This window comes from Agarivorans sp. JK6, assembly GCF_045277145.1.
Lineage (GTDB): Bacteria > Pseudomonadota > Gammaproteobacteria > Enterobacterales > Celerinatantimonadaceae > Agarivorans > Agarivorans albus.
In genome coordinates this window covers 4548001-4569840 of sequence record NZ_CP113525.1, presented here as the reverse complement: position 1 = coordinate 4569840, position 21840 = coordinate 4548001, and the positions used below count along the sequence as shown (strand labels likewise).

Below are 21840 nucleotides of genomic sequence, written 5' to 3'. Positions count from 1 at the left end.
ACAACCTAGTGCCCTTTACTCACCAAAGACTTCCCGCTTATGATGCTCCTAATTAAAGGAGAATCTCGATGAAAATGAGCCGCAGAGGCTGGAATAACATCATCATATTTGCTGTTGCCTCGATGATTTTGATTTTCAAATACGTAGAAATGAATGAACAGGCCGCCCCAAGCGAGCAAATAGCGGTTGGTCAGTTATTGCCGCAGGGAGCCACTATTTTGCGGATTGAATTGCCGAGCGTGGTAATAGAGCGGGTTGGCACTCAATGGCGCAGCGAACCCCCTCTAGAGCGTTCGATAGCTGTTATTGATGCATGGTTACATATTCAACTAGAACCTTGGCAGGATGCTTTAGGTGGCGCAGCAACTAGCCGTAGCATAATGGTTTACCTAGCCAATTCTGCCGTGCCACTTGAGCTCACCTTATTTAGCTTGGGCGAGCAGCATTGGCTTACTAACTGGCAAGGCCAGCTTTTGTCTGTGGATAGCGATAGCTACCATGCTCTTTTCCCAACGATGAGTTCACCCGATGCCTGAGTTACCAGAGGTAGAAACCAGCCGCCGCGGGATTAGCCCGCATATCGAAAAACAAGTAATTAGCGAAATAGTGGTTCGCCAGCCTAAATTACGCTGGCCAGTGCCTGAGTTGATCCAGTGCTGTGTGGGTTTAGCTATTTTGTCGGTAACACGGCGAGCTAAGTATTTGCTGCTGGAAACTGAAGCTGGCCACATCATTATTCACTTGGGCATGTCGGGTAGTTTGCGAATTGTTGAGCAAGGCCTAGCAGCTGAAAAACATGACCATGTAGATATAGTATTGGCAAATGGAAAAGTGCTTAGGTTTAACGATCCTCGTCGTTTTGGCTGTGTACTGTTTAGTCAGCTACCCATTGAGCAACATAATTTGTTGGTTAATTTGGGGCCAGAGCCCTTACATGACGAGTTCTCAGCTATGTATTTAATTGCGCAAGCCAGCAAGCGCAGTGTGGCGATTAAGCAATTTATTATGGATAACAAAGTGGTCGTGGGCGTAGGTAATATCTACGCCAACGAGGCTTTGTTTAGAACGGGCATCCACCCTAAACGTGCTGCTAACAAAGTGAGTAAAGTGCGCCTGGAGTTGCTTACCGACAACATCAAACAAGTGTTGGCAGAAGCCATTGAACAAGGTGGCACCAGCCTCAAAGATTTTACCAATGCCGATGGCAAGCCTGGCTACTTTAAGCAAACCTTAGCGGTATATGGCAGAGAAGGCGAAGCGTGCGATACTTGCGGAGAGCTGATTAAGGCATTGCGCATTGGCCAGCGCAATACCTTCTTTTGCCCACATTGTCAGCGCTAGTTCTTTTATTTAGCGAGCTTTTCACTGACGGCTTGGGCAACGTGCGGCGCAACAAAGCGTTCGATCTCGCCGCCATGTTTGGCCACTTCTTTAATCAGGGTGGAGGAAATAAAACTTACCCCCTCGCCTGGTGTAAGAAACACGCTTTCTAAGTTGGGATCCAGTTGGCGGTTCATATCGGCCAGCTGCATCTCATATTCAAAATCAGAACCGGTGCGCAAGCCTCGTAATAATACGTTGGCATTTTGTTGTTTGGCTAAGTCTACCAATAACCCAGTAAAACCAATCACTTCAATATTGGTATTTGCACTAATCGTTTGCTCCAGCAACTTAACCCTTTCTTCTAAGCTAAACAGAGGTTGTTTACTGGGGCTGGCGGCAACCGCCACAATTACTGTGTCAAACATACGCGCCGCGCGTTGGATTAAATCGCTATGGCCGTTGGTCACTGGATCAAAGGTGCCAGGATAAATTACCCGAGTTGTCATGAAGCTATGCCAAAAATTAATGTTAGCTGGATTATAACCCCAAGCTTTCAGAAGATGCAGGTATTCACGCTAAATCCTGTTAAAACGCTCGGGAAAAGATTTACTTAAGCTGCTTCAGCTAACTGGCTCACAGGCTTGGGGAAAATTCTTGAGCCCGAGTGCAAGATTGGTCACAATGCGCAGGCTAAATTATAGAGATGAACACATGCAAAAACTGTTGGTAGTGCGAAACGACAAAATTGGCGACTTTATGCTGGCATGGCCTAGCTTTGCGCTGCTAAAAGCTTCATTACCTAATTGTGAAATAAGCGCTTTGGTGCCTAGCTATACCGCTCCTCTCGCAGAACTTTGCCCTTGGATTGACAAGGTGATTATTGATTGCGGAGCGGATGGTGATGCTGGCGAGCAAGCTGCACTACTTAATGAGGTGAAGCAACAGCATTTTGATGGTTATTTGTGTTTGTTCTCGACCATGCGTAACGCTTGGTTGGGCGCACGTGCCGGTATTAAGTTACGCTGTGCACCGGCCACTAAGCTTGCTCAGTTTTTGTATAATCACCGTGTAAAGCAACGCCGCTCTCAATCTCGAAAACCTGAATTTGAATACAACTTAGAACTTACTCGCGCTTTTTTAACTAAGTTGCAAGTCAACCTGATAGAGCCTACTGCTCCTTATTTGCAGTTTAGCGCTGAGCAAATTGCTAAACGTAAGCAGGCTGAGTTTGCCGAGTTGGATGCTAAATCCTTAGCAATGGTACATATTGGCAGTGGTGGCTCGGCAAATAATTTAAGCATTGAGCAGTATTTTAGTTTGATTGATTGTCTGGCTAAGCTTAAGCCCGAGTTACACTTTGTTATTACTGCAGGGCCTGGCGAGTTAATCGCCGCCCAAGAGTTGGTAAATCAGTTAGATACTGCAGAGGTGTCTAGTCAGCTATATTATTCAGAAGAGGGCTTAAAAACCTTTTGTGAAGTATTGGCCTGTGCCCAAGTATTTATTGCTGGTTCAACCGGGCCGCTGCATATTGCAGGGGCTATAGATGTGCCAACTGTAGGCTTTTTCCCTAGTCGTCGCAGTGCAACACCTTTGCGTTGGCAGCCTCTTAATAGCCAAGGCCGACATATTTCTTTCTCGCCGCCGGCAGGTGAGCTTACTCAAGAAGATATGAGTTTGATTAATGTGAGTGACTCAGCGGTTAAAATTAATTTGTGGTGGCAAAAGCTGCAAACAAAAGAAGTAGCAGAATAAAACGATGAGCGTAATAAAAAAGATAAGAACGGCGCTGCGACAGTTTGATGCAAAGCGTCGCAATAATTCGGTGGCTCTAGAGGCTGCATTTTTAAAGCTAATAGGTGGCCGTAAAGGGCGCCAGCAGCAAATGCTTGAACCGCAAGAGGTGAACCGAGTACTAATTGTGCGAAATAACAAGCGCATTGGTAACATGTTTTTCCTACTGCCTTACGTAAATAAAGTGATAGAAATGTATCCCGATGCGGAAGTGGAGCTATTACTTACCGATCCTTGGCAAGGCCAAGTTTTCGAGAATTTAGGCTTAAGTAAAATTCATTATTCGCAATTTGGCTTAAAAACTATTTCGGGATTTTTCGCTACTATGCGCCAATTGCGTAAACAAGTTTATGATGTGGTGTTAATACCTTACAGCGGTTCGAGCGATCGCATAGTCACAGCATTAGTGACGGCCAAAAATGTTTATGGGTACGATGATAAAGTTAACGGTGCCGTTTGTAGCCATACTTTCAAGCAAACGCGCCGCTATAAACACTATGCTTTAGGTTGTATGGAGCTTCTAGAGCAATTACATCAGGTGGAGCCTAGTGATTATTATGCTCGTTTGGTGTTAAGTGAGTTTGAACAACAGCACGCTCGTAACGAGCTAAATGGGTTGATAGGCCATAATAATAAACCCTGCTTAGCTTATTTTAGAGGTGCTCGGGGAGCCAAAGTCATTGCTGATAAAGATTGGCAGATCTTGTTAGACAAGTTCAAAAAGCATTATGGCGGAGAGCTAAACGTTATAGAAATTCTGAGCCCTGATGTTGCCAAGCCATTAGTAGACGCGGAGTTCACATACTCAAATAGTGATTTGCGAAAGCTTGCTGCGTTTTTGCAGCAAGTACCCTTGTTTTTCTGTGGTGACACCGGCCCGTTGCACTTAGCAAGCTCTGCTGGCGCTTATTGTGTAGGTTTGTTTACCGTGACCAATGTGGCGCAATATGGCTGCTTAGGAGAACATGCGGTCAATGTGACCGATCTAGCTGCTATAGATGCAGCTAACTTGTTGGAAGAACTTAAACTTCAGTAAGTTTACTTTTTGTAATGGCTGTCGTTTTCTCGTGCCCATAAATCGGCGTACTTAACAAAGGTTGAATGCGCCGACAATATTGCAATTAAAAAGCCCGCCTTACCATCTAAAAAGCCTCGCTTGAGCAAATACATTTTTGCAAAGCAACCTATAGCGTGCGTTATGCCTTGCCCTAATGTTGCACGTTTGCCTTTGGCCTCTCGTTGATCGGCCCAAGCTTTGGCATAACCAGCAGATTTTACTAAATAATGATGTATTGAGTCATAAGTGTAATGCAATAAGTCGCCAGATAGATGTTTAACTTTGCTTTCTTCTGGAATAACGAGTTTTTCGTGCACTAAAGCATCGTTGTATCGGGTTAGTTGAGTAGGATGAAGCCGTAATACTTTGTCGGGATACCAGCCGCTATGAGACAAAAATCGGCCAAATACCCAGGAGCGTCGGGCGACACTAAAGATGGTTTTGTTATCGCTCTTTATAGCCTTTTGTATCGAACTTGCTAACTCAGGTGTGACCCGCTCATCGGCATCTATCCAGAAACACCAATCAGTGCTGACTTTTTGTTGGGCTAGCTGGCGCTGGTTGCCAAAACCTTGCCAATCGACATTTTGGTGAAACTCAGCACCAAGCTGTTCTGCAATCTCTTGACTGTTGTCGGTACTGCCAGAGTCAAAGACAATCACTGTGTTTGCCCAGGTTAATGAGTCAATACAGTCTTTAAGATTTAGCGACTCGTTTTTAGCGATAATGATAGCTGTTACCGTGGCTTGTTGATTCATTTCGCTCATAATTGCTGCTCTATTTTAATCGTTTCAAACATCTCGATTACGCAATCGAGTGTAATATCTTGCATGGCATTTGGGTCTTTCACTCTGCTTCGCCAACTAAGCTGAGCTGCGGGTTTGCCTTGTTCTTTTTCAATCAGTGTTTGCCACACGCTCACCACGTAATCTCGATAATGATAAGGACCAGTGCGTTGCGGGTTGTGGTGAGCATACAGTCCTAGAACGGGTGTATTTACCGCTACTGCCATATGAGCTGGGCCAGTATCTGGCGATATTAGCAGATCTGCTTGGGCAATGAGTGCCCAAAGCTGGCTTAAGTTGGTTTTTCCACAAAGGTTGTTCAGTTTACCTTGGCAGGCTTGGTTAATTTGCTCACTTAACGCAACTTCATTGCTAGCCGGGCTGCCGATTAAACTCACTTGGTATCCCTGTTCGAGCGCGTATTGGGCGATGCCTACATAACCTTGAAGGGTCCAATTTTTATAGGCCTTGCTAGCCGCTGGGCAGATCACGATATGCTTATCAGAACTGCCTAGCAGTTGTTTTGCGGTATCTTGATCTGCTTCTGAGAGTGGCACTTGCCAATTTGGGGCTTGAATATCTATTCCTAGTGGCAATAAAAATTGTAGAAAGCCATCTAATACATGGGCCGAATTAGCCGGAGCAATTTTCTCGTTAGTAAATAGCCACTGGCCATCTTTAGCGCGGCTTTTGTCAAAACCAATTTTACGTTTTGCGCGAATGCAGCAACTTAACAAGCTGGCGCGCAGTGCTGCTTGCATGTGCAGCAATACATCAAATTGCTGGCTTTTAAGCTCCCGTTTAATGGCGAGCATGCCTTTTAAGCCATCTTTTTTGTTGTATACAACTAGTTTTATATTGCTGAAGGCAGCCAATAACTGTGCTTCAGCTTTGCCACATACCCAGGTGACATCGGCATTTGGGTAACTGTTTTGAAGTTGCTGAACAACAGCCAAAGCATTACAGACATCGCCGATGGCTGATAGGCGTAAAATACAGACTTTTAAGGTGGTTTGCTGCTTGGTCATTTTGGCAAAAGTGGCGGATTTTCTTAAGTATTATGCTTTTTGCAGCTTGCGTTGTAAAATTGCTGAGATTTGTTTCACAAGCGATAACTATGCAGATTGAAAAACAGAAAACCGCTGACGGCTGGCTATTTTATAATCCGGCAGTGTGGCAGCAGGTAAGTGATGCTTATTTTGAGCCCCGCCATTGGCAACAAAATAGAGCAGTGGTAGGCCAAGCGATGGGCCGAGGTAAAACCCTGTTTTTTCGTTTTGAACATCGAGAATTTGTATTACGCCATTATCACCGTGGTGGCTTAGTCGCTAAATTGAGCAATGACCGCTATTTGTATTCAAGCCTACAGCGCAGTCGAGTATGGAAAGAGTTCTCGCTGTTGATGAAATTGCAAACCTTGGAGCTTCCTGCACCAGTGCCAATCGCTGGCAGGGTTAAACGCAAAGGCTTGAGCTTCCAGGCGGATTTAATTTTAGAACGCATAAGTGGCGCTAAAGATCTCGCTAAGTTGCTTAGCGAACGCCGCTTACCCTTAGACCTATGGCAAAAAATTGCCGAGACGATTGCGCAGTTTCACCGGGCCGGGGTTTATCATGCCGACCTCAACTTACGTAACATCATGGTTGATGAGCAACAGCAGGTTTGGCTTATAGACTTTGATAATGGCCGCATTTGTCGACCGAGAAAGAAATGGCAGCAAGCTAACCTTGCTCGATTCTACCGCTCCTTAGAAAAAGAACAGGCGAAGCCTGGTTACTGCCATTGGCTAGAGTCTGACTGGCAGTATTTTGTTGCTTGTTATCAACAAGCCCTTTAGTTCAACAGAGCAGCTAGGCTACGCGCTAAAGCGCCTTGGTTCTGCTTTACAATAGACAAGCCAGCATCCCCTGCTTTGTTGCGCTCTTCAGCATCGCTTAACCATGCTTTAAGCCAATTAGCCAGTTGTTCGGTGTCAGCACTAAGTTTAAGTGCGCCGCAGGCTTGTAGCTGTTGGCTGATATCTGAGAAGTTAAAGTCATGTTCGCCTGCAACGCAAGGTAAACTTAGCGCAGCTGCTTCTAAGTAATTATGCCCGCCAATGGGCACTAAAGAACCGCCGATGAAGGCGGTATCTGAGCAAGCATACATCAGCAGCATCTCGCCCATGGTATCGGCTAAATACACTGCATCTTTTGCTTCAGGGCTTTGCTGTTGGCTGCGACGAGCGCAATCAAAGCCGCTGTTAGCAATTAATTCGGCCACTTGGTCGAAACGCTCAGGGTGTCGGGGAACCAATATTAGTAAGCTGTCGGGAAGCCGCTTACGAACCTGTTGCATCACCTCAAGCACTTTCTCGTCTTCGCCTTTGTGGGTGCTGGCGGCAATCCATATTAAGCGCTCACCAAACAAACTAGGCCGAAGTTGTTCTGCTTGTTGCTGTATGTTTTTGGTATCGGGTAGATCGTATTTTATGGAGCCTGTTACCACCAAGTTGGCTGCTGTAACTCCCAATTGATTAAAGCGCTGTGCGTCATCTTGGTGTTGCGCCAATACTAGCCCCAATTGCCCATATAAGCGTTGACTAAAGCCTTTGAAGCGCAAATAGCGTTGGCAAGAGCGTTGTGACATACGGGCATTGATAAGCGATACCGGAATGTTTTGGCTTTGGCAAAGTTGCAGCCAATTTGGCCACAGTTCGGTTTCCATAATCCATAGCTGCTTGGGTTTGTGTAAATGCAGAAACCAGCGAATACAGGGCCATAAATCAAAGGGCGCATAGCGATGAATGACTAAATCCGCCAGTTTTGATTGCGCTTGCTCAGCACCTGTAGCGGTAGTGGTGGTCAGCAATATATTGCATTGTGGTTGCTGCTGCTTTAGTTGAGTAATTAAAGGAATGGCCGCCAATACTTCACCAACTGATACAGCATGGAACCATACATCAACTGCTGATACTTTTTTACTTACACCAAAATGCTCTGGCCAACGCTTGCCTACCGAAGGTTTTCCAGCTCTTGGCCAGTACAGTTTGTACATTGCTAAGGGCAAGGCTGAAAGTAGCAAGATATTATAAAAAATACGCATGGTTATTTAGTTACTTTTATTTTCTTCTATTAGGTCTTCTATGCTCAAACCTTGTTTTTCTAGGTAGGCATCAACCTGCTCTTGGTAGCTAATTAGATAAGAGTACTTATTGCTGTCGTGGCTAGCGACGAGGTTTACTACAAGGAAATAAGCTGCAACTATGGTTGTTAGCTTTGCTAATTTTTCTGGTTTTTTATTTTGCCAGTATTCGGCGTAGTAAAGCACCGGAAGCAAGGCGAAAGCAAAGGCAATGATTAGGTGCCAATAAGAGAAAATAATCGGCGATAGCATTGCCGAGATAATAATGCCTAAGAACGCAGAAAACGCGTAATGCATTAGCCATTCAGACGAGGCTAAATTTAATGCTTGTCTGCTTCGCCAATGCGGTTTGACAACCTTCCAAGCTTTTTTGTTAATTACCCAAGCACATACAACGGTAATACCGCCTACCGTAAAGAGTATTGCTTGCCATATATAATCAACAACCATTCTTAGCCACTCTATATCGGTGAGCCAATGAAAATTAGCATCAACAATAATGCGATTGGTAAACAAGAAAGAGCTATAGCGTAGCCAATACAAGGCAGCTTTGAGTACTGGGTAAACATTTACTGCACCCCAGCCAATATATCGTTCGCTATCTTGGCCTTGAATTGAGGAGTTCTGCAATACTTCCATGAAATAGGGGACCAAACTGGCCAATACGGCTAAGCCACCGGCAATTAAACCCCACCAACTTACTTTAATGATACCCCGATAATATAGGTAGGCTGACATCACGGCTAAAATTGGCCATGAGTAATGAATTTGCATGGCTAAGCCAATAGCTACAACATGCAAAAAGCTAGAAATAAAACTGCTTTTTTCTCTCATATTGAATGCTGTCCAGCAATGCAGGGCAGCAAAAAAACATAAATAAGCGGGGTTGTAAATGATGCTGTCGAATAGAAACCAAGGGCTTAGCAGGTATAGTACGGCGAAGCCAATTCTCACTACAGGGCTAAAGCATTGCTTAATAACGTGATCGAAAAGAAAGAATGACATTAAACGTATAAAGGGTAACAACAACATTGGTGACCAAGGAGAGTCCCAAACGAGTAAAGGTAAACCAACCAATAAAGTGGACAATGAACCAGGTACATTACCCACTACACTGGCTGCATTACCGTAGCTTAACCACGTTCCGTGATAGGCGCCCAAGTAGCCTTTTAATAGCATTTGAGTTTGATCACCGGTGAGGATTTGGTTGCTAGCGTATACGAGTAATAAAGCAACAGAGCTAACAAAGATAGACCAGTAAATTAGTGTGAAATGTTTTTCAATTTGTTGGTTTAAAGACACAATTGAGCTCTGTAGGTTAGTTAAGGTTTATGGGTTTCTGCTTGGGAGTATGTCCAGCAGCGATGGATAACAAAGGTAACAAGAGGTAGTAAAACAATCACTACCGCAACTTTAATGATATTCGAAAAATCGTTAAGTAAAGATGATAATAAGATAGATAAGCACAAGGCTGAAGTCTGCACCACAAAAAAGCGCAAGGCATTGTTTAATGAAGGCTGGTTTTGAAATACCCAACAAGTTTGTAATAGGTAGGAGAAAACAAATGCTAAGCTAAAACCAACAAAGTTAGCCAAAGCAAAAGCTTGCGGCCAGTACTGTAAAACCGCCAAAGCCAAAACAAAGTGAATCGTTGTAGCAATAACCCCAGTAAAACCATATCGCGCGACGCGAAGACTAAATAACTTAGCTATTAAGTGAGCCATGTTTAGTTGTCTTCTTCGACAATGTAGATAGGTCGGCGTTTTGACTCCATAAATAAACGGCCAATATACTCGCCTAAGACACCTAAACCGATTAGTTGTACCCCACCTAAAAATAGCATTATTGTTATTAACGATGCGTAACCAGGGGCATCGATACCAAATAGTAGTGTCTTAATGACAATAGCGCTGCCATAAATAAACGCTAAGGTAGAAATAGCTAAGCCAATGTACAACCAGATTCGCAACGGAGCAGTGCTAAAGCTGGTAATGCCTTCTAGGGCGAAGTTCCACAGCTTCCAGCCATTAAAACTGGTTTCACCTGCGACTCGAGGGTCTCGCTTATATTCTACAGTTTTCGTTTTAAAACCAACCCATGAAAACATACCCTTCATAAAACGTTGGTTTTCGGGCATTTGTTGAATGGCAGACACAACTCTGCGAGTCATTAGCCGGTAATCACCGACATTTTCCGGAATTTTCACATGAGATATTTTATTGTGAAATTTGTAGAACAATTCAGCACTGAGCTTTTTGGCGAAACTGTCACTGGTTCTATCAACACGTTTAGCTACAACAACATCGTAACCATTGTTCCACTCCCGAATGAAGTCATGAATAAGCTCGGGTGGATCTTGTAGATCAACATCAATGGGAACAATCACTTGGCCTTTAGATAAATCTATCCCTGCGGTAAGTGCTGCTTCCTTACCAAAGTTGCGCGCAAGATTAATGACTCTTATTCCAGCGTGTTGTTTTTGCAAATCTTTGAGTGCGGCTAAGGTGTTATCGCGACTGCCGTCGTTTATAAAAATAATTTCGAAACTAAGCTCGGTTTTTTCAAGTTCTGGCAGCATGGTATCGATGAATAAACCCACTGTATCTTGCTCGTTAAAGCAAGGGCAAACTATTGATATAACCGGAGGCTTTGTGCTCATAGGGAGTCTCGATAACGTTAAATAAAGTAAGTGTAGTTAAGTCAATAAATCAGCAATAGACGAAATTGCGCGCTCTGGTGCTAGTTCAGTTAAGCATTTTAAGTGGCCGAACTGACAAGTCTTTTTAAAACACGGGCGACAATCGATATCAGTATGCAAGATAGCGGCATTTTCGGTTAGTGGTGGTGTGTATTTTGGTGAAGACGAACCATAAATGGCGATCAACGGTAACTCTAGCGCTGCCGCGATGTGCATTAAACCTGAGTCATTACTTACCGCCAAAGTAGCTAGCGCCATTAAGTCGATGGCTTCAGCTAACTTAGTTTTTCCTGCAAGGTTGTGGCAGCTCATTTGCAATTCTTGTGGAGCGTGGCTAATGATTTGCGCTCCCACAGCTTGATCTTTATCTGAGCCAAAAATCCATACTTGACCTTTGCGTTCATTAATCCAGTGGGCTGCCACTTGTGCGTAGTGTTGCTCTGGCCAGCGCTTTGCTGGGCCAAATTCTGCGCCAGGGCATAAGGCTAATATAGGATGCTGTGTGTCTAACGCCAGCTGAGCCAAAGCCTCTTGTTGATTCGCTTGGTTGGCTTGTAGCTGAGGGTGCAGATAAGTGGGCAGATCAGCTGCTGATTGCATCGACGCTTTAGGGTGAGCCAAGGAAACATAACGCTCCACCATTAATGGGAAGTCGTGTTTGTTGCTGCGCAAATCGTTCAGCAGGCCGTAGCGGCTCTCCCCCTTCCAACCAGTACGTTGTTTAATGCCGGCAAACCAAGGGATTAATGCTGACTTTAAGGAGTTGGGTTGGGTAATAGCCCAATCGTAGCCGTTTTGTTTGAGCTCACGGGCTAACTTCCAACGTGTTGTAAGCTGCAAATCACCGTGGCCTAGGGGCATGCGCAGTGCATTATCTACTTCGGGCATCCGCTCTAGCATGGGGCGGCACCAGTCTGGCGCTAATACATCCAATTGCGCCTTTGGGTGCAGTTGTTTAAGGGTTTTGTACAAGCTTTGCGACATCACCATGTCGCCTACCCAAGATGGGCCTACCACCAGAATCTTCATTCATAACCTACGTTAAAAAGGGGCTTGTCGCCCCTTGAGTATTTTTTGTTACTTGTTTAGCCAGGCCATGTATTCAGCGACCCCTTGAGCAACATCTTTAAATGGTTCTGCGTAACCGGCTGCACGTAGCTTGTCGATATTTGCTTGGGTAAAGCTTTGATAGCGACCTTTTAGGTGATCTGGGAATGGAATGTACTCAATTTCACCTTTTTGGTGATAGTTGATCACCGCTTCAGCCACCGCACGGAAAGGTTCTGCTTGGCCTGTACCTAGGTTGAAAATACCGCTTTGGTCTGGGTTTTTCCAGAACCATAGATTTACTTTTACCACGTCGCCCACGTATACAAAATCGCGGCTTTGTCCGCCGTTACCATAGCCGTCATAACCTTCAAATAATTTAGGGTTTTGCCCATCATTTACTTGGTTATTTAGGTGGAAAGCCACACTGGCCATGCTGCCTTTGTGTTGCTCGCGAGGACCATATACGTTGAAGTAGCGAAAGCCCACAACTTGAGAGTCAATTTCAGGTAACAAACGGCGCACGTAATTATCAAACTGCAGCTTTGAATAACCGTATACATTAAGTGGGCCTTCGTATTGCTTCTCTTCTTTGAAAATTTCTGTGTCACCATAAGTGGCGGCAGATGAGGCATATAAGAACGGAATGCGACGATCTAAGCAGTAATGCAATAGCTCTTTCGAGTACTCGTAGTTGTTTTCCATCATGTACTTGCCGTCCCACTCAGTGGTGGCTGAGCAAGCGCCTTCATGGAAAATGGCTTCAATTTTTTGGCCGTATTCAGCGCCGATATCTTCGCCAGAAACAATACGAGCTATGAAGTCGTCTTTATCGAGGTAGTCAGCGATTTCTAGATCAACCAAATTGACGAATTTGGTGCCGTCTTTTAGGTCATCAACCACAATGATGTCATTATGGCCTTGTTCGTTGAGACTTTTTACAATGTTTGCGCCAATAAAGCCTGCGCCACCTGTTACGATAATCATAATACTGCCATTCCAAAAATTGCCGTTAATCTAAGGATTTTATGCTGTGGCGAGGTGAATAGCAATTGTGCCTCCAGTTGAATCTAGTTAATAAAAACTGGATTTTGGCAGCGTTTGCAGGTATCAACGTAATATCATTGAAAACTTTTTAGCCAAATGAAAACTAAAGACAAAATAATTCATACTTCTCTCAAACTCTTCAACGAGCGCGGCGAAAGACAAATCACGACCAATCATATCGCCGCCGAGCTGGGCATTAGCCCCGGGAATCTTTACTACCATTTCAGCAACAAACAAGAAATTATCCGCAGCATTTTTGATTTATACGTGGCTCAGTTAGAAAGCAGTTTTCGTCCTCATGCTGATCAACGGTTAAGCCTAGAACACTTAACGCAGTACTTGGATGCCAGCTTTGAGCTAATGTGGCGTTTTCGTTTTATGTACGCCAACTTGTTAGAACTGTTGGCGCGAGATGCTGAACTAGAACAGAAATACCAAGCCTTGCAGCTAGAACTGGCTAATTGGAGCCGAGATATTCTCTTTCAGTTACGCGAGAGTCGCTTTCTAAGTGGTGACGATGCAACAATGGCTGAGTTAGCCGACAGCGTTAAGTTTATTATTGGTGCTTGGATTGGCTACCAAAGTGCTCAGTTAAAAGGTGGCGAGATCACCAAACCTCGGTTGTATCAAGGGGTGCTTAAAATCTTGTTTACCTTGCGCCCATACTTTACTGAGGAGTCTCAAAACATCTATCAAGATTTGCATCAACATTACGTAAATTGTGCTGAACGCAGTGAATAGTTTTTAATTTAGATTTAAGGCTGTATTTGCCAAATAAAACACTATAATTCAGCTATTATTCTGGATTTAAATAGGGTTTGCCATGACAGCCGCTTTCTCAGCACACATTTCTCAGCTCTTACAACAAGTAAAAGATGACGGTTTATATAAGCATGAGCGAGTAATCAACTCGCAGCAGCAAGCCGCTATCGCTGTTGAACAAGGCCAAGTTGTTAACTTTTGTGCTAACAATTACTTGGGCTTAGCCAATTCCCCAGCTCTTATTGAGGCAGCCAAATCGGGTTTAGATAGCCACGGTTTTGGTGCTGCTTCGGTGCGTTTTATTTGTGGTACTCAAGATATTCACAAACGCTTAGAGCAAGGCTTGAGTGAGTTTCTGGGTATGGAAGATACGATTTTGTATTCTTCCTGCTTTGATGCCAACGCTGGGCTTTTTGAAACCTTATTGGGTCCAGAGGATGCGATTATCTCTGATGCACTAAACCATGCTTCGATTATTGATGGTGTTCGTTTGTGCAAAGCAAAGCGTTTTCGTTATGCCAATAACGACTTAGCTGAGCTGGAGCAATGCTTAAAAGCCGCCGATGAAGCGGGAGTGCGTTTTAAGCTGATTGCCACCGATGGCGTGTTCTCGATGGACGGCGTGATAGCCAACTTGCCAGGAATTTGTGATTTAGCTGATAAGTATGATGCCATGGTGATGGTTGATGATTCTCACGCCGTTGGCTTTGTAGGTGAACATGGCCGTGGCACTCACGAGTATCATCAAGTGATGGAGCGAGTAGACATTATTACCGGCACCTTAGGTAAAGCCATGGGCGGTGCTTCTGGTGGTTTTACTTCAGCCAAAAAAGAGGTGATTGATTGGTTGCGTCAACGTTCGCGTCCTTACCTCTTCTCTAACTCGCTGGCGCCGGCCATTGTTAGTGCATCTCTTAAAGTATTGGAATTACTCGCTGAAGGAGATGCTCTGCGTAAACAACTGTGGGATAACGTCGAGTACTTCAGAACTGAGATGAGCCAAGCGGGCTTTACCTTAGCGGGCGCCGATCATGCCATCATTCCTGTGATGTTAGGTGACGCTAAACTGGCAAGCACCTTTGCCGACAAATTACTTGAACGCGGCATTTACGTGATTGGCTTTTCCTTCCCTGTAGTACCTAAAGGCCAAGCAAGGATCCGTACGCAAATTTCAGCAGCGCATACACGCGAGCAGCTAGAAAATGCCGTTTCAGCCTTTACAGAAGTAGGTAAAGAGTTGGGGGTGATTGAATGAGCATTAAAGCCTTAGCAAAGTTAAAAACAGAGCCTGGAATTTGGATGACCCAGGTTGAGATGCCTGAGCTCGGTCACAACGACCTACTCATCAAGATAAACAAAACCGCTATTTGCGGTACCGATGTGCATATTTATAACTGGGATGAGTGGTCACAAAAGACTATTCCAGTGCCAATGGTGATAGGCCATGAATATGCGGGAGAAGTTGTAGATATTGGCCAAGAAGTGCGTGGCTTTTCGGTGGGTGATAGAGTCTCTGGCGAAGGACACATCACCTGTGGCCATTGCCGAAACTGTCGCGGTGGCCGTACTCATTTGTGCCGCAATACTGTTGGAGTTGGCGTAAATCGTACTGGCTGTTTTTCTGAATACTTGGTTATTCCTGCGGTTAACGCTTTTAAATTACCCGACGAGATTAGTGACGATTTAGCCGCCATCTTCGACCCTTTTGGTAACGCAGTTCACAGTGCCTTGTCGTTTGATTTAGTGGGTGAAGATGTATTGATTACCGGTGCCGGCCCTATTGGTGTAATGGCTGCGGCTATTTGTAAGCACGTTGGTGCGCGCCATGTGGTGGTAACTGATGTAAATGACTACCGCTTGGACCTAGCCCAAAAAATGGGAGCAACTCGGGTAGTTAATGTTGCCAAGCATTCGTTGAAAGATACCATGAACGAACTCAACATGACCGAAGGCTTTGATGTAGGCCTAGAAATGTCCGGTGTGCCAAGCGCTTTTAGCTCTATGTTAGAGCTGATGAATCATGGTGGCAAAGTGGCAATGTTGGGTATTCCCCCTAGCGATATGGGCATTGATTGGAGCCAAGTAATTTTTAAAGGCTTGGTGATTAAAGGAATCTATGGCCGAGAAATGTTTGAAACATGGTATAAAATGGCATCTTTGGTACAATCTGGCCTCGATTTAAGCCCAATAATTACCCATCATTATAGTGTTGACGATTTTCAGCAAGGTTTTGATGCGATGCGTTCAGGACAAAGTGGTAAGGTTATTTTGGACTGGGGCTAAATGCTTGAATGTTTACAAAAGTGACAACTAACTTGACTGTTCCTTAAAGGTAAGTGACAAATATCATATCGACAGTTTGTTGTACTCTTTGCTAAGGTGGTTCAGGCATTAGCTTAGGTAAGTATACGGTGTTGCAGTTGTTGTTTTGAAGCGCACTCCACATATAGGTTGTAAAAAGGAATTTCCCTTTGTTTTCAAAAAGTAGTCACTTAAGGCGCTATATTCTGGCGGGATGCCTTGCTTTAATTAGTTTTGGCGGGGTAGCGCAAGTATCCCTGTACCTACCGCTAAATCAAAATCGGATTATAGAATCTGATATAGAAAAACTAATCACTATCACATCAGCCCCAGGCATGAAGCGCCCTTACCCAGTTACTCAAGTTAGGCATTATGCGGAGATGATTACTGAGGTTTATCCTGCACTGTATAAGCGCATTGATAGCTATTTAAAGCGTTATGAGCAACAGCTTGCTTTAACCGATGCAAATTTAGAGTTATCAGCGGGAAATGGTGAACAAAGTATCGCCAATGCACGAGGGCAAAAAGTTGAGGACAGTATTCAAGGTAGCTTGAGAGGGCACTGGAGAGCAACTGATTGGGCCGCATTGTCCTTAGGCGCTCATTACACCCAAGCTAATCAGTTCAACCCCACTGAAACATTTGTTGCTTTAGGTTTCGATTGGATGCAACTAGATGTAGGGATGCGTGAGCATTGGTATTCCCCTTTTAACGACTCATCGATGTTGATGAGTACACATGCACAAGTATCTCCTTCTATCACTCTTAGTAACTCTAAACCGCTAACATCTTGGCGTTTTCAATATGAAATCTTCTACAGCAAGTTAGAAGAAGTCGATTGTATCAACGTAAAAGGGGAGTGCCGTAAAGACCGTCCTGAGTTGATTAGTTATCAAATTACTGCGATGCCTGTAGATTGGTGGCAGATTGGTTTTAGCCGTAATTTTCAGTATGGCGGTGATGGTGTGAACCGGTCTTTTGGCGATATAGTAGAAGCGCTTTTTTGCCCGACTTGTGTACAGCATAATGAAGCCGGGGAAGACGCTTGGGGTAACCAACAGATGGCTATTCACAGTCGTTTTAATGTCGATGTTGGCCAACCAATGAGCATCTATTTCGAGTATGGCGGCGAAGATATTGCTATTGGGCGAGATAATCGTTTAGGTAATATTACTTTTGGCGCAGGGGTTTACTTACCTTTGCTCACCGAGCAGTCATCTTTACGTCTAGAATGGAATAGCTGGCAATCTCAGTGGTATAACCATTGGATGTATCGAAATGGCTTTACCAATAATGGAAATGTGATGGGGCATTGGGGGGGCGGTAACCGAAAAGATATAAATGAAGCTCCGGGTGCACATGCTTTTTCTTTTCAGTATCAATATACATTAAGTAACCAAGAGCAGCTGTTTTCTACTCTTCGCTTTATCAAGAATGAAGAACACTATTCAGACTATAGCCTTGGTTACGAGTTAGACATGATGTATGGGTTTAAGCTATTTGGTCAAAATGTAACAGCTGGGTTTTTAGCTGGACGTGATACTTCTAAAGACTCTTATGGACGATTGTATGCACAATATCACTTATAAAATAGTACTTGCAGTACTCTTAAGCACCACATTCACTGTTAATGCCAAGCCCTTGTCGATAAAAGATACCCAATTTGTTCCGAGCGTTCATGTTGGCTTAGGGGTGCATAAAATTGGCGATCACCGAGGTTACGAGAACTTTGCTGCGGGTGACATAGCTGTTGAGTATCACGGTATTCTTTCAGACAAATTTGAGTTAGGTTTTGGTGGTGGTTTTGTCGGCGATCTTACTGACTTCGAAGCACAGAACTCTTATTGGTATATTAAAGCCGTTGATGCGCGCTACCGATTTTATGAGCAATTCCACATAGGTGCTTTTGCGGGTGGTTCATACAGTAACCGATTTAATAAAGCTTATGGCATGTTATTAGGTGGGTATATTCGCTACGACTTATCTGACACATGGTCACTCAGCGCTGAATATCGCGAGACTTCAAATGATACCGACAACAACTTAGGTTACCCAGAAGGTGAGTTCAATATTCGAGACTATGACTTGTTGCAGCTGCGTTTGTCGTACAATTTTTAGTTTACTATGTTAGAACGGCTAAACGCCGAGCTTCAGGTCAGTGTTTAGTCTTTAGTTTGTTATAGTTTTCATGTGGTGGGCAACTAAACTTCCTCACTTGAACCGCTCGATTGTTACTCTATAGGATAATGTGTGGCTAATTTAGCTAAAGTTTCAACGGCTACCTTGTTAGCTGAAACTGCGAGAATTGCGTACTTTTTTAGCAAACCATTTTTCAACAAGAAAATTTGGTTGTTATGTGAAACAGAAACTCAGGCTCAAGAAAATGGTTACGAGTTATTTCGTTGGATAAAAAGCAATGCGCCATCTATCGAAGCCTATTATGTGATTCGAGATGATTCGCCTTCTATTAACAAGTTTCAATCGAATGAAGAGTGGCTCGCACTCGACTCGTGGAAGCAATATTTCTATATGTATCACGCCGAGGCTATTATCTCGACTCATGGCCTTTGGATGATTCCTGATGAGTTAGGTATCTTGAAAAAGCTGACTCGAAAAACCTTAAAAGCTAAGCGAGTGATGCTCAATCATGGGGTTGGGTTTCTAAAAAATGGCAAGCAGTTTTATCACAAGAGCGTATTTCCGCTTAACTCTCAAATTATGGCTTTATCACCGAAGCATAAAGCTATTTTTACTGAGGAATACGGGTATGAAGATAGCGAGGTGGTAATCGCTGGCTATCCTCGCTTTGATGGCATGACTGATTTGAGCGCAGAGGCTAAATGGCCTAATTTGATCGTTTATATGCCAACATTCAGGGATGATGAACAGAATTTAGGCGATGCTTTTCAAGAAACACAACTGTTTAAGCAAACCAAAGCTTTATTACAAAGTGACAGTTTTAAGCAGTACCTAGAAGACAATGATGCCCATATTGCCATCTATCTTCATCAAAACATTCAGCAAAGTTCCAAGTATTTAGACCAATTCTCTTCTGCTCGGATTCATATTCTTAGGCAAGGTCAGTATTCTGTGACTGAGCTGTTAAGGATGGGTAAGTTGTTGATAACTGACTATTCAAGCGTGTTTTTTGACTTTGTTTATATGAATAAGCCATTTATTTCTTATCAGTTTGATTATGAGAAGTTTATTGGGGCTAGGAAAAACAAAGCGTTTATCGATATACGACGTGACCTTCCAGGTTATGTGGCAGATACGCCAGCAGAGTTAGAAGAGAAAATTAGAATGGTGTTTGCTAACCAGTTTGTTCCTCAAGATGATCACCTGTTAAAAATAAAAGAATACTTTAGTTTTCAGGACCAAAAAAACTGTGAACGTGTGTTTAATGCGATTAACCAGCGCGACTAGTCTCGCTGGTTAATCTTAGCTTTGCTCTTTATACATGTTTTCTAATACTTTTCTTAAGATTGAGCTTGATGTGTGCTCTGTATAAGAAAAGTAAACAATTTCCACGCCTATTTCTTTGAAAGAGGTTTCGAGTTTTGTCCACTTCTCGGTGCCTTTCCAATCATCACCAACAAACATTCTATCGAACTTTAAGTTGTTCCACGCTTCCATTTTGTCGTAGTTTACTTGTGGGGCAACTTCATCAACAAACTTAATCGACTCAACGATTTTTAGTCGCTCTTGAAACGGAATAATGGGTTTCTTACCTTTTGCTTGTATCGACAGTTCGTCAGTAGTTACACCAACGATAAGATAGTCACATTCTAGCTTAGCGCGTTGTAATACATTGAGGTGACCAATATGGAACATATCGAACACACCTGTGGTGTAACCAATCTTTTTCATGCTTCACTCTGCTTATTAAAAGAAACTGTTTAAGTTTTTAGTGCTCATTCTGAGGCTTAAGGAGTTCTTGTGCGATATAATACAACGATTAATTAAAGTTTGCGCTATTAGAGAAGGTTAACTACTTGCTTAAGGATAATACGTTTGGCCGTTTACTCAAATGGAGAGAGCGACTCAGCTTTGTCATTGGAAAATGGTTATTTGATAAACCAATAGCGAAATTAGAAGCAGCTCGTTCCATTCAAAGCATTTTGGTAGTGCGAGGTGATGGCAAGATCGGTGATAGCGTTGTGTCATCTTTTCTATATCGAGAGTTAAAGAGCAACAATCAACATTTAAGCATCGGCGTGCTTTGCACACCAAACTCTCGGCATTTGTTCGACGCAGACCCACATATCGATAAGGTTCACTGTTATCCCAAACGTGCTAAGTTGTGGCAGGTCCGGAGCTTGCTCTCTGAATTGCCAGACTATGATGCGGTTGTTTTTTTAGCAGAGGTATTTAAACCCCGAGATTTCTTGATGTTACGTTGCTTAAATGCAAAAGCGAATGTTGGTGTAGCGGATAACGTTGCACTAATAAATTGTAATATAGCAAGCAAGGTAGCTGGTCAGCATAGCCAGCAATATTTTGTTGAAGCCGCAAAGAGCTTAGGCTTTGCCGTGAATGACTTTAGCTATCATTTTAATCTACCCGACGTAATCGACGAGCAAGTACTTTCGTTTTTGGGTGACAAACAAGGTCGTTATATAGCGATCAATGCATTTGGTAACACTTCTAAGCGTTCATTTTCGGAAGCAAGGTTGAGGGAAGTTCTGTTAGCGCTTAAGGTTCGCTTCTCTTATCCTATTGTGGCTTTGGCTTCCCCTGTTACTCAAAAACTAGTTAGTAGCATCTCTGCTTCCATTGATGGGGTATTTTGTTTAGACGGAACAGAGTCAATCGAACAGAATGCTGCACTCATCAAACATAGTAAGTTGTTTATTAGTGTAGATACAGCGACTGTGCACCTCGCACATTGTTTTAAAACCCCGATGGTAGCTATTTACCGTCAAGACCCAGCAAACTTTGCTATGTGGTCACCTAATTATCAGCCTACAAAGGCTATATTTACTCGAGCAGCGAAAACTCGTTCTGAGGAAGTGAGTATCGAGGAGTTTGACCTCGATGAGCTGCTGGATGCAGCAGCTAAGCTTTTGCATAATTAACTCAAGGTTTGTAGATGAAAATATTTGTAATTAGTTTATCCCGTTCTACAGGACGTAGAGATCTAATCACTAGGGAGATGGCTAAGACGGAATTGGATTTTGAGTTCTTTGATGCGGTCGATGGCGTTAAAGGAGAGCACTCGCTATTTCAAAAATATGATGAAGCAAGAGCTAAGTGGCAGGGCGGTGCTGGCCTTAATGCTGGTGAGTTAGGTTGCTTTGCTAGTCATTATTTGATGTGGCAAAAGTGTATCGAGCTTGATGAGCCCATATTTGTTTTCGAAGATGATGTACTTATTCCCGATAATTTTTACGAGGTGTTTACCCTGCTAGATGAGGTTTTACCACGCTATGAATACATTAAATTGGGCCGTGGTCGATTGCGGTCTTTGTGGCCTGTTGGTGAATTTGTAGAGGAAGAGCCGCTTGGACCTCTGCAGATAGTAAAATATATGCGACAAACTGATTGCGCTCATGCGTATGCGCTTACTCCCTCCGCCGCTAAACGTTTCGTAAAAAATGCCAGCTCTTGGATACATCCAGTGGATGATTATATGGATAAAGAGCAGCTGAGTGAGGTCTTACAATTTGGAGTTGAACCACGCTATGTGTTTCAGCGTGGTGAAGATTCAGATATCAAACAAACAATAGATGAGAATACGAAGAAAAAAAAGCTGAGCACTATCAAACGTATTCGTCGAGAATATTATAGATATAGAGACAAATATGCCTGCAATTGGATTAACTATTGCTATTGGTTTAAGTATAAAACAGGTTTGTTTAAATAGAGAATTTAAGTCTTAGTTTATTAGCTAAGTAGCGGAG

General features: G+C 43.5%; 23 protein-coding genes. 13 read left to right on the top strand and 10 right to left on the bottom strand.

The window, feature by feature from the left end; all coding sequences use genetic code 11:
- The first annotated feature begins 68 nt into the window (after positions 1–68).
- Together OV592_RS21040 and mutM are read left to right on the top strand one after the other, a co-directional pair.
- Positions 69–536 carry a hypothetical protein gene (locus tag OV592_RS21040; RefSeq protein ID WP_406609911.1) on the top strand — a complete coding sequence of 156 codons (468 nt, stop codon included), beginning with the start codon at positions 69–71 and terminating at the stop codon, positions 534–536.
- Positions 529–1341, top strand: a complete 813-nt coding sequence (gene mutM, locus OV592_RS21035) for a bifunctional DNA-formamidopyrimidine glycosylase/DNA-(apurinic or apyrimidinic site) lyase (protein WP_406609910.1) — start codon at positions 529–531, stop codon at positions 1339–1341. Before OV592_RS21040 ends, mutM begins: the two co-directional genes overlap by 8 nt.
- A gap of 5 nt (positions 1342–1346) precedes the next feature.
- Here the strand turns inward: mutM and coaD are convergent, their stop codons facing one another.
- Positions 1347–1829 carry a pantetheine-phosphate adenylyltransferase gene (gene coaD / locus OV592_RS21030; protein ID WP_221075325.1) on the bottom strand — a complete coding sequence of 161 codons (483 nt, stop codon included), beginning with the start codon at positions 1827–1829 and terminating at the stop codon, positions 1347–1349.
- A gap of 205 nt (positions 1830–2034) precedes the next feature.
- Between coaD and OV592_RS21025 the strand changes: the two genes are divergently transcribed.
- On the top strand, positions 2035–3078 hold the full coding sequence (locus OV592_RS21025) for a glycosyltransferase family 9 protein (RefSeq protein ID WP_406609909.1): 1044 nt from the start codon (positions 2035–2037) through the stop codon (positions 3076–3078).
- Between the two features lie 4 nt (positions 3079–3082).
- Positions 3083–4153, top strand: a complete 1071-nt coding sequence (locus tag OV592_RS21020) for a glycosyltransferase family 9 protein (protein WP_406609908.1) — start codon at positions 3083–3085, stop codon at positions 4151–4153.
- Positions 4154–4155: 2 nt separating this feature from the next.
- Here the strand turns inward: OV592_RS21020 and OV592_RS21015 are convergent, their stop codons facing one another.
- Together OV592_RS21015 and OV592_RS21010 are read right to left on the bottom strand one after the other, a co-directional pair.
- Positions 4156–4941 (bottom strand): glycosyltransferase family 2 protein, encoded by a 786-nt coding sequence (locus OV592_RS21015; RefSeq protein ID WP_406609907.1) that lies wholly within the window; start codon positions 4939–4941, stop codon positions 4156–4158.
- On the bottom strand, positions 4938–5987 hold the full coding sequence (locus OV592_RS21010) for a glycosyltransferase family 9 protein (RefSeq protein WP_406609906.1): 1050 nt from the start codon (positions 5985–5987) through the stop codon (positions 4938–4940). Before OV592_RS21010 ends, OV592_RS21015 begins: the two co-directional genes overlap by 4 nt.
- Positions 5988–6076: 89 nt before the next feature.
- Between OV592_RS21010 and OV592_RS21005 the strand changes: the two genes are divergently transcribed.
- Entirely contained in the window at positions 6077–6796 is a 720-nt protein-coding gene (locus tag OV592_RS21005; RefSeq protein ID WP_406609905.1) for a 3-deoxy-D-manno-octulosonic acid kinase, read from the top strand.
- Here OV592_RS21005 and waaA read toward each other — a convergent pair.
- The 6 genes from waaA to rfaD are packed head-to-tail and all read right to left on the bottom strand — an operon-like array spanning position 6793 to position 12814.
- Entirely contained in the window at positions 6793–8043 is a 1251-nt protein-coding gene (waaA, locus tag OV592_RS21000) for a lipid IV(A) 3-deoxy-D-manno-octulosonic acid transferase (protein ID WP_406609904.1), read from the bottom strand. The two genes, OV592_RS21005 and waaA, sit on opposite strands and share 4 nt — an antisense overlap.
- A 6-nt stretch (positions 8044–8049) precedes the next feature.
- Entirely contained in the window at positions 8050–9384 is a 1335-nt protein-coding gene (locus OV592_RS20995; RefSeq protein ID WP_406609903.1) for a 3-deoxy-D-manno-octulosonic acid transferase, read from the bottom strand.
- Positions 9385–9404: 20 nt separating this feature from the next.
- Positions 9405–9806, bottom strand: a complete 402-nt coding sequence (locus OV592_RS20990) for a GtrA family protein (RefSeq protein ID WP_406609902.1) — start codon at positions 9804–9806, stop codon at positions 9405–9407.
- 2 nt (positions 9807–9808) lie between these two features.
- On the bottom strand, positions 9809–10741 hold the full coding sequence (locus OV592_RS20985; protein ID WP_338622653.1) for a glycosyltransferase family 2 protein: 933 nt from the start codon (positions 10739–10741) through the stop codon (positions 9809–9811).
- A gap of 36 nt (positions 10742–10777) precedes the next feature.
- Entirely contained in the window at positions 10778–11809 is a 1032-nt protein-coding gene (waaF, locus tag OV592_RS20980; protein ID WP_406609901.1) for a lipopolysaccharide heptosyltransferase II, read from the bottom strand.
- A 48-nt stretch (positions 11810–11857) separates the two neighbouring features.
- Positions 11858–12814, bottom strand: coding sequence for an ADP-glyceromanno-heptose 6-epimerase (gene rfaD / locus OV592_RS20975; protein WP_016400135.1), 957 nt, complete (start codon positions 12812–12814; stop codon positions 11858–11860).
- A gap of 156 nt (positions 12815–12970) precedes the next feature.
- On the opposite strand from rfaD, the gene OV592_RS20970 reads away from it, so the two are divergent.
- The 6 genes from OV592_RS20970 to OV592_RS20945 all read left to right on the top strand — a co-directional run bounded on the left by OV592_RS20970 (position 12971) and on the right by OV592_RS20945 (position 19363).
- The gene (locus tag OV592_RS20970; RefSeq protein WP_406609900.1) at positions 12971–13615 is read left to right on the top strand and encodes a TetR/AcrR family transcriptional regulator; all 645 of its coding nucleotides are present in this window, start codon (positions 12971–12973) and stop codon (positions 13613–13615) included.
- An 82-nt stretch (positions 13616–13697) separates the two neighbouring features.
- Complete coding sequence (locus tag OV592_RS20965; protein ID WP_406609899.1) at positions 13698–14891, top strand: glycine C-acetyltransferase; 1194 nt, start codon at positions 13698–13700, stop codon at positions 14889–14891.
- 2 nt (positions 14892–14893) lie between these two features.
- Positions 14894–15919, top strand: a complete 1026-nt coding sequence (tdh, locus tag OV592_RS20960) for an L-threonine 3-dehydrogenase (protein WP_406611451.1) — start codon at positions 14894–14896, stop codon at positions 15917–15919.
- A gap of 188 nt (positions 15920–16107) precedes the next feature.
- A complete protein-coding gene (locus OV592_RS20955; protein ID WP_406609898.1) occupies positions 16108–17526 on the top strand; it encodes a capsule assembly Wzi family protein in 1419 nt (472 codons plus the stop codon).
- Complete coding sequence (locus tag OV592_RS20950; RefSeq protein WP_406609897.1) at positions 17507–18055, top strand: hypothetical protein; 549 nt, start codon at positions 17507–17509, stop codon at positions 18053–18055. The genes OV592_RS20955 and OV592_RS20950 overlap by 20 nt, the downstream gene beginning before the upstream one ends.
- Positions 18056–18187: 132 nt before the next feature.
- Positions 18188–19363 carry a CDP-glycerol glycerophosphotransferase family protein gene (locus tag OV592_RS20945; protein WP_406609896.1) on the top strand — a complete coding sequence of 392 codons (1176 nt, stop codon included), beginning with the start codon at positions 18188–18190 and terminating at the stop codon, positions 19361–19363.
- A 15-nt stretch (positions 19364–19378) separates the two neighbouring features.
- Here the strand turns inward: OV592_RS20945 and OV592_RS20940 are convergent, their stop codons facing one another.
- Positions 19379–19807, bottom strand: a complete 429-nt coding sequence (locus OV592_RS20940) for an adenylyltransferase/cytidyltransferase family protein (protein ID WP_016400128.1) — start codon at positions 19805–19807, stop codon at positions 19379–19381.
- Positions 19808–19932: 125 nt separating this feature from the next.
- Between OV592_RS20940 and OV592_RS20935 the strand changes: the two genes are divergently transcribed.
- Positions 19933–21015, top strand: a complete 1083-nt coding sequence (locus tag OV592_RS20935) for a glycosyltransferase family 9 protein (protein ID WP_406609894.1) — start codon at positions 19933–19935, stop codon at positions 21013–21015.
- A gap of 14 nt (positions 21016–21029) precedes the next feature.
- Entirely contained in the window at positions 21030–21803 is a 774-nt protein-coding gene (locus OV592_RS20930) for a glycosyltransferase family 25 protein (RefSeq protein ID WP_406609893.1), read from the top strand.
- Positions 21804–21840: the final 37 nt, after the last annotated feature.